General features: G+C 36.1%; 8 protein-coding genes. All 8 read left to right on the top strand.

The annotated features are described in order from the left end of the window. Positions 1 to 670: 670 nt before the first annotated feature. The 8 genes from ACXAEY_RS20830 (at position 671) to ACXAEY_RS20795 (ending at position 14,414) form a co-directional block, all read left to right on the top strand. Positions 671 to 2,710, top strand: coding sequence for a type I restriction-modification system subunit M (locus ACXAEY_RS20830; RefSeq protein WP_474814615.1), 2,040 nt, complete (start codon positions 671 to 673; stop codon positions 2,708 to 2,710). After that, positions 2,710 to 4,086, top strand: a complete 1,377-nt coding sequence (locus ACXAEY_RS20825; protein WP_474814614.1) for a restriction endonuclease subunit S — start codon at positions 2,710 to 2,712, stop codon at positions 4,084 to 4,086. Before ACXAEY_RS20830 ends, ACXAEY_RS20825 begins: the two co-directional genes overlap by 1 nt. Beyond that, the gene (locus ACXAEY_RS20820; RefSeq protein WP_474814612.1) at positions 4,083 to 7,055 is read left to right on the top strand and encodes a type I restriction endonuclease subunit R; all 2,973 of its coding nucleotides are present in this window, start codon (positions 4,083 to 4,085) and stop codon (positions 7,053 to 7,055) included. The genes ACXAEY_RS20825 and ACXAEY_RS20820 overlap by 4 nt, the downstream gene beginning before the upstream one ends. Before the next feature lie 74 nt (positions 7,056 to 7,129). Then, the gene (locus tag ACXAEY_RS20815; protein WP_474814610.1) at positions 7,130 to 7,603 is read left to right on the top strand and encodes a hypothetical protein; all 474 of its coding nucleotides are present in this window, start codon (positions 7,130 to 7,132) and stop codon (positions 7,601 to 7,603) included. A gap of 337 nt (positions 7,604 to 7,940) precedes the next feature. Then, positions 7,941 to 8,768 carry a TnsA endonuclease N-terminal domain-containing protein gene (locus ACXAEY_RS20810; RefSeq protein ID WP_474814609.1) on the top strand — a complete coding sequence of 276 codons (828 nt, stop codon included), beginning with the start codon at positions 7,941 to 7,943 and terminating at the stop codon, positions 8,766 to 8,768. After that, positions 8,749 to 10,911 carry a Mu transposase C-terminal domain-containing protein gene (locus ACXAEY_RS20805; RefSeq protein ID WP_474814608.1) on the top strand — a complete coding sequence of 721 codons (2,163 nt, stop codon included), beginning with the start codon at positions 8,749 to 8,751 and terminating at the stop codon, positions 10,909 to 10,911. Before ACXAEY_RS20810 ends, ACXAEY_RS20805 begins: the two co-directional genes overlap by 20 nt. Next, positions 10,912 to 12,558: an AAA family ATPase gene (locus ACXAEY_RS20800; RefSeq protein WP_474814606.1), complete on the top strand. Its 1,647-nt coding sequence runs from the start codon at positions 10,912 to 10,914 to the stop codon at positions 12,556 to 12,558. Further along, positions 12,558 to 14,414, top strand: coding sequence for a TnsD family transposase (locus ACXAEY_RS20795; protein ID WP_474814604.1), 1,857 nt, complete (start codon positions 12,558 to 12,560; stop codon positions 14,412 to 14,414). Before ACXAEY_RS20800 ends, ACXAEY_RS20795 begins: the two co-directional genes overlap by 1 nt. Positions 14,415 to 14,736 lie beyond the last annotated feature (322 nt).

The following is a 14,736-nucleotide window of genomic DNA, read 5'->3' as shown; positions in this document are numbered from 1 at the left end:
CTAGGCAATTGCCTAGGTTTTATTTATCAGCTATTTAGTCATATTTGAATTTAGCTTATTCGGTAGTAGTGATTGCGATTGGTGTATTACCCTTTCGGCATCAATGAGAGTGTTCTCAGGACGACAAATAAAAAAGAGTGAGTACCAGCTCACTCTCCCCCGTATAACTCCTTAAACAAAGAAGCGCAAAAACCCTTCAGTCCCCAAAGTAATGCCCTCGGATCTTATAGTAAAATATACATCATTATACAAAATTTGTATACTTAAATTTTGAAGGAAAAATCTATTTCTGTGGGTTCTATTTTCAAATTGTATTCTAAACTAAGTCCATGGTGTACTGACTGCACTTAGTCAAACAGTGTATTAATAAGAAAAAGGCAATGCTAAAATGACATAAAGTCATTCTCCTGGTAAGGGCACTACCTTTCCTTGAAGGGAATAAATAGTTTACATGAATCATTTATGTAATGATTCTACTATAGGTTACAACAATATATGGTAAATGTGTACTAATATTTGAAAGATAAATAACGATCGGATTTCAAGAAAACCAGATAAGCAAACAGGGAAATATGCGATTATTGATGATCATTGAGTATGGTAAAATAACACATAACAAGGGATATTATGAAAATCCATAAACATCTCTTTATGGAGGGGGCTATTTACAATGGAAATATTAAAAAATAATGAGTTCGTCAGTTTTATATGGAAGAACGCAGAGATATTACGCGGACCGTATGCAAAAGAAGAGTACCGTGACGTAATCTTACCATTGACGGTGTTACGTCGGTTTGATTGTTTGTTAGAACCGACCAAAGAAAAAGTGCTTCAGAAAGCGAAAACGATCAGACACGATGCCATATTAAATAAAGAAACTGGCTATGATTTCAATAATACTAGTCAATACGACTTCCCTACGTTGCTTAAGGATCCTGATAACGTAGCGGATAATTTAAGAAATTACATACAGGGCTTTTCATCAAACGTCCGGACAATTTTTGAACGTTTTGACTTTGAAGATGAAATCAAGAAGCTGGATGAACATAACTTGCTTTATAGCGTAATCCAGATGTTTGCAAGTATCGATTTACGTGTAACCACAGTGTCAAATTTACAAATGGGATACATCTTTGAGGAACTTATTCGTCGTTTCTCAGAAAATGCTGAGGCAGGGGATCATTATACGCCTCGAGAAGTCATCAAACTTATGGTCAACCTCATCTTAAATGAAGACCAAACTGACCTCATGCAAGAAGGAAAGATAGTGCAAGTAGGTGACTTTGCGTGCGGAACAGGCGGTATGTTATCTGAAGCTACTGAGTTTATTACTCAATTAAACCCTAATACACAAGTGGAAGTTTTCGGGCAAGAAATTAACCCGAAGTCGTATGCGATTGCATGCGCAGACTTACTAATTAAGGGTCAAAATGCTGGACATATTGCATTTGGGAATTCTTTAACCGATTCTGATGGTCATAAAGATTTGAATGTTCGTTATGCATTGATGAATCCACCATTCGGTGTTGATTGGAAACATTATGGAGAAGACATTAAAGACGAACATGAAGATATGGGTTTTAATGGACGTTACGGCGCTGGATTACCGAGAACCTCAGATGGATCTTTGTTGTTTTTACAGCACATGGTTTCCAAAATGAAACAGGATGAAAAAGGCAGCCGAATGGCGATTATTTTTAATGGTTCTCCACTATTCACCGGTGACGCTGGCAGTGGAGAAAGCGAAGTGCGCAGATGGATCATAGAGAACGATTTACTAGAAGGCATTGTTGCTTTGCCAAATCAACTCTTTTATAACACGGGTATATCTACTTACATCTGGATATTATCGAATCGTAAAAATAATAACTTAACTCATGGGGCTGTTCGCAAAGGCAAAATACAATTAGTAGATGCTACCCAGTCTTATGTGAAGATGCGTAAAAGCTTGGGGAATAAGCGACATGAGATCACTGAAGAGCAGATTTCTGAGATTTCACGTCTTTACGGGGAATTTAAAGAGAATGAACGTAGTAAAATTTTTGATTTGCAGGACTTTGGATATTCAAAAATTACGGTTGAACGTCCATTAAAGCTGAATTTTATGGTTACACCTGAACGAATTCAAAACCTATATAATGAATCTGCTTTTGCCAAACTGTACAATCAAGATGAGTTAGACAAGCTTAAACAAAAGGAAAAGAAAAAAGCAGTTGATCTAAAAAAGATTGAGAACTATTATGAAGGGTTAGTACTTCAAGATAAGATAATTTCAGTATTAAAAGATAATGTTTCAGATGTTTTATATCAGAACCGCGAAGGGTTTTTAAAGGTATTGAAGCCAATGTTTAAAGGTATTCCTGAAATAAAAGCAGGACTATGGAAAGCGATTTATATGGGTTTATCGGAGAGGGATGAAAATGCGGATATTTGTCTTGATAAAAAAGGGAATCCTGAACCCGATCCTACTCTTCGTGATACTGAGAATGTACCGTTAAAAGAAAACATTTATGACTACTTTGAGCGCGAAGTCCTTCCCCATGTTCCGGATGCTTGGATCGATGAAAGTAAAACAAAGATTGGGTATGATATTCCACTCACTCGCTATTTTTATAAATACGAAGTGCTTGAGTCTTCTGAGGTGTTAAAGCAACATGCGATTAATCTTGAAGAAGAGGTGCAGGAACTTCTGAAGAGGGTTTTAGTATAATGAGATTAAAATTATATGACCAATATAAAGAATCTGGTGAGGAGTCAGTCGGTGAGATCCCAAGAAGTTGGGAAGTTAAGAAATTAAAATATTTACTAGATGATATTAAGATTGGACCATTTGGTAGCAGTTTGAAATTAGATGAAATGCATGAGTCATTTCCATATAAGGTATATGGTCAGGAGAATCTTATTTCAAGAGATTTTTCTCTTGGTCGACGGTTTATTAGTGATAATAAGTTTAATAATCTGCTTCAATACGAGGTTAAGCCTAAAGATATATTAATTTCAATGATGGGCACTATTGGAAAATGTCAGGTTGTGCCAGAAACAATTCAACAAGGAATTATGGATTCTCATTTAATGAGAATAAGGGTTGATACGAACAAAGCTTTTCCAGAATTTATTTCGTTAGTAATAGATGAAAGTAATTATGTAAAAGAACAATTTAAGGTGAATTCAAATGGTAGCATAATGTCTGGCTTAAACTCTAAGATAATCAAATCTGCCAATATTGTTTTACCAAGTAAAATTGAACAAAAGATTATTGTGTCCTACCTTCGAAAGAAAAGTAAACAAATTGACGAAGTAATTTCAAAAAAGAAACAACAAATCGAGATCCTAAAGCAATATCGTCAATCCCTCATCACAGAAACTGTGACGCGTGGATTAAATTCTGATGTGAAACTAAAGGAAAGTGGAGTAAGGTGGCTCGGGAATATTCCAGTGCACTGGGAAATTAAGAGTCTAAAATATACGTCTGAGGTGCACCTGAGTAACGTAGACAAGAAAAGTGTTAAAGGTCAGAAGGAGATATTTCTGTGTAATTATGTTGATGTTTATTATAATGACGAAATCTCCGATGCAATCGATTTTATGAAGGCAACAGCAAAACCTGAACAGATCAAGCGATTCAAATTAAAAAAGAATGATGTATTAATAACAAAAGATTCAGAGTCCCCTTCGGATATTGCTGTTCCAGCTTGGGTTTCAAAGGATTTTGATGATGTGGTGTGTGGGTATCACCTTGCACTAATCAGACCCAATAAACAGATGGATGGTAAGTTTCTGTTTTATGCTTTGAAATCTATCACAATAAATGAACAGTACCAAACTAAAGCGAATGGTGTAACAAGGTTTGGATTAGGCAAGGAAGCAATCAAAAATGGTTTGATCCTTGTACCTCCTCTTAATGAACAAATTGCAATTGCAAACCGTCTGGATTCAATTAATAAAAATATTAAAGAAATAATTATAGGGATTGAATGTCAGATAGAAAAACTTCAAAAATATCGTCAATCCCTCATCTACGAAGCGGTTACCGGGAAAATAGACGTACGTGAGTATGTCACGTACGAACAGGAGGTGACGTCATGATTGTAACGCCAAATACTCTAAAAGAACGTGCGTTTCAAACAGTGATTAAAGAGTTTTTGATTACTGACCACGGCTATCAAGAAGGGTACAACAAAGATTTCAATAGTAAATATGCCATTGATGAAAATTATTTGTTCACATTCTTAGAAGACACACAGCCTAAGGCTATTGCCAAATTAACGGAAATTTATAAGGGACAAGCGAGAAAGAAAATTCTTTCTCGCTTGGATACCGAGTTGAAACGACGTGGCATGGTTGATGTGTTGCGAAACGGCATAAAAGATTATGGTGTTCAGGTGCACCTAGCATACTTTAAGCCTCCTACGACATTGAACCCTGATATAACCGCTCTATATGAAAAAAATCGACTCTCAGTGACGGAGGAACTTGTTCATAAAGAAGAAGAACGAATTGATCTCGTGATCTTCTTGAACGGTTTACCAGTTCTAGCCTTTGAATTAAAGAATGAATTCACTGGTCAGGACGTGGAAGATGCCAAGCAACAATGGATGTATGATCGTTCTGGAAAAGACTTATTGTTTCGATTTAAGCAGCGAACCCTTGCTTGTTTTGCAATGGATACCAATGAAGTGTTCATGACAACAAAGCTAAACGGTAAGAAAACGTTCTTTCTCCCTTATAACAAGGGGTACAAAGGTGGTAAAGGAAATCCTCCGGTTGAGGATAAGTTGAGAACACATTATGTTTGGGAAGATATGTTGCAACGTGATAGTTTACTTGAGATATTAGGGAAATTTGTCTATTTGAAGGTCGATGAAGAAGAAAATGATGATGGTAAGATCATTAAAAAGGAAACCCTTATATTCCCTAGATATCACCAACGAGACGCTGTTCAAAAAGTGTTAACGCATGCGAGATCATTCGGATCCGGTCATTCTTATCTTATTCAGCATAGTGCTGGTAGTGGCAAGACCAATTCAATCTCGTGGTTATCACACCGACTCGCTACGCTTCACAATGATGATAATGAATCGATATTTGATGGGATAATTGTGGTGACCGACCGGAAAGTATTAGACAAGCAGCTTCAAAAAGCTGTCTACCAATTGGAACACAAAGCGGGTATGGTAAAGAAAATCGAAGAGGATTCTACACAATTAGCTGAATCATTGAATAACGGAGTTAAGATTATTATCACCACCATACAAAAGTTTCCTTACATCCTTGATAAGCTCGGAACACTTCGTGATAAATCCTATGGGATCATTATCGATGAAGCTCATTCCTCTACAAGTGGTAAGAATATGGCAGCGCTCACAACAAGTTTAACCTTAGAAGAAGCACAAACGATGGATGAGGAAGCAGAAGCGAATGAACAGGATGCAGAAGATAAGATCATCGATGAGTTATCACGTGTTGGAAAGCAACCAAACGTTAGCTTTTTTGCGTTCACTGCCACTCCAAAGGGGAGTACGCTCAAGATGTTTGGGTCAGAAGACGAAAACGGAAAGCCACGTCCCTTTCACCTATATAGCATGAAGCAGGCGATTGAAGAGGGGTTCATCATCGACGTACTCAAGAATTATGTCACATATAAGACCTACTACCGCGTGGCAAAAAAGATTGAAGATGATCCAGAGTTTGAAAGCGCGAAAGCTACGAAAGCTATCTCACGTTTTGTAAGTCTTCATCCCCATAACATTGAACAAAAGACTGAGATTATGATCGAGCACTTCCGAAAGATTACAAGTAAAAAGTTAGCTGGGCAAGCAAAAGCTATGGTTGTAACAGCATCACGTCTACATGCTGTCCGTTATAAACTTGCGTTTGATGCTTATATCCGAAAAAAGAAGTATGTAGATATGAAAGCACTTGTCGCGTTTTCAGGGAAGGTAAAAGATAGAGGCAATGAATATGCGGAAACGGACATGAATGGATTTTCCGAAAAGCAACTGCCGAAAAAGTTTGATAGCGATGAGTATCAGGTATTAATCGTAGCGGAGAAATATCAAACGGGTTTTGATCAGCCTAAACTGCATACGATGTTCGTTGATAAAAAGCTAACTGGTTTAAAGGCAGTGCAAACCTTATCACGATTAAACCGTACGCATCCAGATAAGGAAGATACGTTTATCCTAGACTTTGTAAATGATCCTGAAGACATTCGAAAAGCATTCGAGCCGTATTATGAAGACACCGTTCTCGAGGGCGATGTGGATCCAAATGAACTGTATAGCATCCAACAAGAGCTTGAGGAGTACCAAATCCTTCGTAGTGCAGAAATCGACGAGTTCGTAGAGATTTTTTACAAACAAAAGCAAACGAAGCAAGATACAGCAAGATTGAATTACTACATAGATGAAGCGCTAGAGCGATACAAAGGATTAGAAGAAGAAGAGAAACGGGACTTTGTTAGTAAGGCAAGGAAATTGAATAGCATCTACATGTTCGTACTACAGATTACACCTTTTCAAGATGTCGACCTTCACAAACTTTTTGTGTATCTTCGCTTTCTGTTAAAGAAAATCAGCTTGAAGCCTGGAAATAACGTAGATTTAGAAGATAAAGTTGCATTAGAATACTATTCGATAAAAAAGAAGGATGAAGGTAGTATTTCGCTTGGTCAAGATGGAGAAGAACACAGCGTTTCGGTTGCAGTAAGTGGCGGAAAATCAAACGAGGAACCGCCCAAAGATCCTTTGACTGTTATTCTTGAAAAGCTCAATTCAAAAAATGGTACTGATTTTGGTGAACATGAAAGGTTAACTATTCAACAGATCGTAGACATTGCATCAGAGGACCTGTCGCTGAAAACCCAAGCGGAGAACAATACTTACGAGGATTTCATTTTAGGATTTAAGAAACGATTTATGGCTTATGTTGTAGAAGGATTTGAGAAAAACCAGGGCTTTTTTGGAAAAGTATTAGAGGATGATGATTTTCAGGCGCAGCTGGAAGGCTACATAGGAGAGCATATTTATGACTTTTTCACACATCCTGACTCATAGACCATAAAAGACTTTATTTCTTTTAGAGAGCCCTTTGCTTCATGCATTACATGTTACGGTGAAGGAGGAATATGATGTATTTAGACAATGTTCGAAGGACGATTGCCAAGTTAGAACACAATGAACGTCAACAATTCCTATTCCGCCTTCGTAAAATCCTTAAAGATAAATATAATAAAAATGTAAAACCATCAGAACTTGAAACGCGTGTGAGTGACTTCGTGAACGGCAAAGAACCAAAGGCGAATTATTTCGAAGCCTACTTGCTAACTCTCGATGAGTTAAGTGTGGATGGAGCGCTCGAAGCATTAAAGAAAGGGAAAGTGAAACTCCCGGGAACATGGAGACAGTTACTGTTATCTATTACCTCAGATACGCCAGTGCCCATTCCTATTAGGAACCATTTGAATGATGAAGTAATCTTAAGAGAGCTTAAAGCTGTTTTTAAAAACATCATTCTGTATTGCGAAGAAGATCAGCAGGATAAATTTTTTGAAAATCTACAAAGCTTCAATAAGTTCATACGTATCAAGGAAAAAGGTCGCTAACCTGAGTTGAAATATCAGGTCAGCGATTTTTTTTGTGAAAAATGTAGTATCAAAACTACATTTTTGAATCAATATGTAATTGCATTGTAATTTTTAAACAACAAATAAAAATAGGAGGATTAATTTTGAAAGCTAAGGATGTGATTATTGCTTACGATAAAAATGTTTATCTCGAAATAATTCAAAAGCCATTATTTTTTTCTGTATTTTTCGATTGGATATAAATGAGCAATGAAATAATTTCTATGGAAATTTATGATAACTCTAGATGAATTCATTGGCAGTAGTGGAGCCTCATTGCCATAGAAACAGCCTTAGTTAAGAAAGGGGAGTTAATATGTCCAAACGAAAATGGACAGAAGAAAAGATAGCCAAGAGGATTAAAGAGGGACGTGGTGTTGGAGAATTTTCATCATACCAACCTTGGCTTACCGTACGAGATATAAGCTCAGAAGGACGTTCTCACAGAATAAAAGGGATAAAAACTGAAAGGCTTCATCACTTCTTATCTGACCTTGAGAGGAATTATTTTTATCTACTAGAGTGGGTAACTGATGTAATTGATATTCGGGAACAGTTTCCGCTAGAGAGAGAAGAAACGAATTCCATTGCTGAAACTATAGGCATAAAACATCCAGTTTATCCAAGATCGTCTATACCGATTGTTATGACAACTGATTTCTTGATCACAAGAAGAGTAGGAAATTCTGTTGAGTATATTGCAAGAACAGTGAAGCCTAGTGAGGTGTTGGAAGACAAAAGGACAATTGAGAAGCTTGAGATAGAGCGTGAATATTGGGAGAAGAAAAACATTAACTGGGGAATTGTTACAGAAAAAGAGATTCCTGTAGAGATGATTAATAACATTATGTGGGTTCATGGCGCAAAGTTCCTAGAAAATGCAGAGGAAGAATATCTGGTTGACATATTTCTAAACGAATTAGAAATGGTTAATCCTTCAATCATCATGGCGGTATTTACAAAGAGGTTCGAAGAAGAATACCGACTTAATAGTGGGACTGCCCTACACTTAATGAAACATCTGATTAGCAACAGAGTGATTACCTTTAATATGAATCAAAAATTTGAGCTTCAAAAGCCAATTAGTGAGTTTACAATTATGGCAAAAGGGAGGAGATCAGAAGATGATCATCTTGTCGGTTAATGATGTATTACAAGATTCTGATTCAGATAACATATACCGCATTCTATGGATAGATGAAGGAGGGATTATTGCATACCTCATAGATGTTAATGATGACTCATCATTGCCTTACGTACAAAAGACAAGCGAGATAAGAGAACTCATTGTTTCAGGTTCGCTACTAAAATTGAAAGATTTTCACAACTCTTACTTCAATAACAAGATGACAGACAATCAAGTAAAACATCGACACAAAGCTTGGACGATGATCAAAGATGTAGTGGAGTTAGAGCCAGATATATATCAAAGAGAAAGGAGAGGCAAGATTGTTCGAAATCTGGTTAAGGAAAAGGGATACAATCGTAAGACTGTTTATAGAAATTTAAGACGTTACTGGCAAAGGGGAAAAACAATCGCTGCTTTAACACCGGATTATAGAAATTCTGGAGGAAAAGGTAAGGAAAAGCTACTGTCCAATAAAAAAGTAGGTCGACCCAGAAGTTATGACTCTATCGGTAAAAACGTTGACCAAGAGGTGAAAGATAACATTAAGGAAGCAATAAATAAATATTATTTGTCTTCAAAGAAGAATTCGTTAGCATTCGCTTATCGTAAAATGATACAAAAACACTATGCTGCAGATGTTTATTACGAAGATGGTGAAGAGAAAATCTTACTGAAAGATGAAGATAATACCCCATCAGAGAGGCAATTTCGTTATTGGTATGAAAAAGAATTTAACGTTGAAAGAACGATTTCTAGGAGGTATGGGAAAAAAGCGTTTCAGCGAGATCATCGTCCTATTCTAGGTTCTTCAACATACGAAACTTTTGGACCGGGGTCACGATTTCAAATTGATGCTACCATTGGTAATGTCTACCTCGTGTCTACCTATAATTCCAATTGGATCATAGGTAGACCTGTTATTTACTTTGTAATGGATGTTTATAGTCGAATGATTACAGGGTTATATATCGGTCTTGAAGGACCGTCTTATATTGGAGCGATGATGGCTTTAGAAAATGCTTCAACAAACAAAGTGGAATTCTGTAAGCGTTATGATATCACGATTTCAGAAAGCCAATGGGCTTGTGAACACCTGCCCGAAACTATCATAGCAGATAATGCTGAGATTAAATCAACGAAGTTAGAACCTTATGTCAAGGGACTTAACGTTAAAGTAGAAAACCATTCTGCTTATCGACCTGAGTTAAAAGGGATTGTTGAAAAAATGTTTGATACTGCTCAAAATAAATTAAAACCTATGTTGCCAGGTTATGTAGATACTGATTTTAGGGAACGGGGTGCAGAGGATTACCGACTAAAAGCCAAGTTAACGATTGAGCAGTTTACTAAGGTAGTGATTCGATTTGTTCTTCATCACAATAACAATAATATCATGAAGAACTATTTACAGAACGAAGAGATGATTAAAGCAGGTATAAAGTCCACTCCACGAGAGATCTGGGATTGGGGAATTACAAATCGCGCTGGAAAGTTAAAAACAGCTCCGCGTGATACAATTCGTTTTTATCTTATGCCTACTGGGGAAGCCAGAGTTACACACAAGGGCATTGCATTTAACGGTATGCTTTATAGTTGTGAAAAAGCAATAAAAGACTCTTGGTTTGCTCTAGCAAGATCCAACCAAAGAGGTACTTGGAAAGTTAGCGTTTCATACGATGTACGTGACGTTACAAATATTTATCTTCATGATGATGAGAAATTATTTGAGGTTTGTTCTCTCCTTGATCACCAAGAACGATATAAGAATAAATCGCTTGATGAAGTGAAAGATCTAAGAGAACGTGAAAGCCATGATGTTAAAAAATACAAACACTCTACTTTAGAAAATGAAGTGAACTTCTTGAGTGTAGTTGAAGATATTATTGAAGAATCGGTTAAAGAAGCAAACCAAAATCAGACTCCTCTTGAAAATACCAGTAAAGCCAAAAAGACTGGAGACATTCGTAAAAATCGGGCTAGTGAAAAAAATACTAATCGAAAAAAAGAAGTTTTTGCTTTGGATTCCGATCAAACAAAAACTGATAATTACCATTCAAGTGGCGATTTTGAAAAGGTTCAACCCAATAATAATTCTGAAGAAAATTACGATTTGCCTTCTGTGCGTGAAATGTTTCGAAAACGGAGGAGAGATAAATAAATGATAGAAGAAAACGATTCTCAAACCCTGGAATTAAAGTCTGGAAAAGTAGCAATACAAGCAAAATATCGAGAACAAGAGCTTGAAATGTATAAAGGAAATCCACTTATTGAGTGTTTACCTCCTATCTTGGATCAACAAGAGGCATTTGAACAATTAAGCTATGACCCCCCATACAATTCAAAAGAACGAGAGCTATCCGCCCAGTATCGTTATCATGCTTTGATGAATATGACACGTTTTTTTCAACCAGTTAGACAACATTTAGATTTACATGATCGTTTTTCTCGTTTTATTAGAAATGGCTACACAAGTAGGAACCCTCTTAAAAAACACCATGTAGAAGTATTGAATGAATTTCATAAAGTGTTAAAGGATAGAAAAGAAATTACGGATATACCTGATATTCGTTCTTTTGCTTCAAGCTTTACACTAATGGGGTTTTCAGGTATTGGAAAGACAACTGCAATAGAAAGGATTCTCTCAATATATCCTCAGTTAATCGTTCACGAAAACCCAATAAATATTATTCAAGTTGTTTGGCTAAAGTTAAATTGCCCCCACGATGGTTCATTAAAATCACTTTGTATGGATTTCTATCTAAAGATAGATAACCTTATCGGAACCAACTATCTTGAAAAATATGGACACAGAAGGAACTCAATAAGTTCCATGATTACTCGAATGGGACAAATTGCACGTCTCCATTGTATAGGCGCATTAATTATTGATGAAATTCAGCATTTACTAACATCCAACGCTAACGGTTCTGAGAAAATGATGAACTTCTTTGTGACGCTAGTTAATGAAATCGGAATACCTGTTATGATGATTGGAACTACAAAAGCAAGAGCAGTATTACAACGTGACTTTAGACAGGCAAGAAGGGGAAGCGGACAAGGTGATATGGTATGGGAGCAAATGAAGAAAAACGATGATTGGGATGTATTAATAGAATCCATGTGGGTATATCAATGGACGAATCATTATACTGAGCTAACATCAGACTTGAATGATACCTTATATGAAGAAAGTCAGGGGATTGTAGATATTGCGGTAAAACTGTTTGTTCTCTCTCAAGGAAGAGCGATACGAACAAATCAAGAGAAGATTACACCTGGACTGATCAGGAAGGTTAGTAAAGAAGAATTGCGTTTAGTTCAACCAATGTTAAAAGCCTTAAAATCAGGATTGAGAACTCACATTGAAAAGTATGAAGACATTATACCGATGGATGTTCAGGACCACTTAAGTAATCAATTGCCAGAAATTAATATGAAAGAAAAAATTCAAGCTAAAAAAGAAGCTCATGAAAAAAAGCGTCAAGCTCGAGATTTGTTTCTTAGCGAGCAAGTAATCAATGCTTTAATCTCGCTGGACTACGATGCTCCTAAAGTCGAGAAAGTTGTTAAAAGAGTGATGAAGAAATCCAGTGATCTAACTAAGCAAGAAGTCCTCAGTAAATCTATTGCTTTGTTAGAGGAAAAAACAAAAAAGAAAATTCCTAAGGAGAAACAAGAAAATCAGCTTAAGAAAATAGTGGATGGTGGTAAGAAAAACCATTCTTCCTCCTACCATAGTCTTGCTAGTAGGGGCTATATCAAAAAGCCTACAGAAGAATTTGTGTTTAACGAGGTTAAGGTATAATGCTAGGGTTTTTCCCAAAAATTCACGTTGACGAATTGATGTATAGTGTGTTTGCAAGGTACCATGTTCAATCAGGTAATACCGCCATTAAATTCACAACTGTTGATTTGTTTGGTAATAAATCTGCCTATTCAGTAGCAGATTTCCCGACAAATTTAGGCTATTTATATGAAAGAATAAAACACTTTAATGGTTCAGATGTTAGTGAATGGATCAACAAGCATTCAATGTATAATTACTACACCAATTTCGTACCATTAGAATTGAAGCGCACAATTTATCATTTAATGATCAATGATGCACGAGATACTAGTATAAAGACGAAAATAGGATTAACAATTAGCACCATCAAGCCTTTCTCTTACTTTCGGTATTGTTCCCAATGTGTAAATGAAGATATGGAACAATATGGGGAAACTTATTGGAGGATGACGCAACAACTTCCAAGTAGCTTTTATTGTCTTAAGCATGATGAACTGCTTATTGAAAGTGATGTTTTGATAAGAGGAATAAATAACCACGAGTTTATTCAAGCTACTCCTGATAACTGCAAAAATACAAAATCATCTATTATGGTTACTGACAAAACAAAGTACTGGTTAAAAGTAATCGCTGAAGAAACCCGAAAGCTTGCAACTATTTCTTTTGGATTTGATATTAAGGCATTGGTGTCTAAATATCATACTATCCTTCAAGTAAAAGGGTACAAAACTCCTAAAGGAAGAACTGATCAATTAAGGCTTTGCGAAGATTTTGAAAAACTGTTCGGAAAAGAGGTATTATCATTACTTCAATCAAAAGTAAATTATGAAAACGACAACTGTTGGTTGAAGGGTTTGGTAAGAAAGCACAGAAGTAGTTTTCATCCAATTCGTCACATGTTAATAATCTTATTTTTAGGGGAAACAATAGACTCAATTATACAGAGGCGCCGAGTTGTGTACCGCCCTTTTGGAGAAGCACCATATTTGTGTTTGAATAAAGCCTGTTCTCATTTTAAAAAGCGGGTTATCAAGGAGGTTAAAATTACAAAATGTACCAGCACAAGTAAACTTGTCGGAACGTTTGAGTGTAGTTGCGGATTTATATATTCAAGAAGTGGACCGGACATTGAGGAAAGTGATATATTCAAAATAGGCAGAGTTAAAGCGTTTGGTCACGTTTGGCAAAGACAGTTAGAAGAGTACGTTTTACGAGAAGGGAAGTCTTATCGAGAAACTGCTCGTCTATTGGATGTAACCCCCGGTACTGTAAAAAAATATTCTAAACCATCCGAGACACCAATCCATCTAGAACATGATGATAAGTCAAAAGAAAATGAACCTTATAGACAAAAGTGGTTAGTGCTAAGAAGAGAAAATCCGGGTTTATCAATCAGCGAAATTAGAAAATTAAACGTTGCTACTTACGCCTATTTGTACAGGCATGACAAAGAATGGTTAGATGAAAATTCTCCAGCGAAAAAGAAAGCTAAAAAAAATAATAATAGAATAAATTGGGACGAAAGAGACAAAGAGGTTAAAAGAGAAATTCAACTTGTAGTCAGTACCCTTTTAAAGAAGAAAAAACCAGTTAGGTTAACTGTTTCAAGAATAGGAAAAGCTATTAACAAATCATCGCTCTTGGTGAAGAAGTTACACAAAATGCATTTAACCAAAGAGTACATTGAAACTATAACGGAAAGTGTGGATGAGTTTCATATTAGAAAAGTTCATTGGGCAGTTGAAGAATTAAAAAAGCAGAATACCGAAGTAGCTAAATGGAGAATTATTAAGTTGGGTTGTCTCCCATCTTCAAAGGTTGTGCTTCAAGAAATTGAAAAGATGGTAACCAAAAATCACTATGAAAACCCATAAAGTTAACGGTGGAATGATAAAAAGGTGTCGATCACTTGATTGACATCTTTTTTTTAGAACTTGATAGGGTAAGATTTTTTTGTTAGATAGAAAGAAAATTCAGTCATTTTAATCAATAAGTAGGATAAAACTTTTTTGTAAAAGTCATGGAGAATTAAACGGAGGAATGCGAGTTGGATAATGATGAAAGGATAGAACTTTTTTGTGAACTAACAGTAACAACAAGTTATTTGGTAAAGGTCAACTAAATTAAAACGTTCCTAAGAGTAATTACTTTTAGGAACGTTTTTATATTCATGAACGTTTGTGTGGTGAAAAATTC

It is taken from the genome of Anaerobacillus sp. ABA4_114, assembly GCF_056159065.1.
The sequence above is the reverse complement of the archived record's forward strand: the minus strand, read 5'-3'. Positions and strand labels throughout refer to the sequence as shown.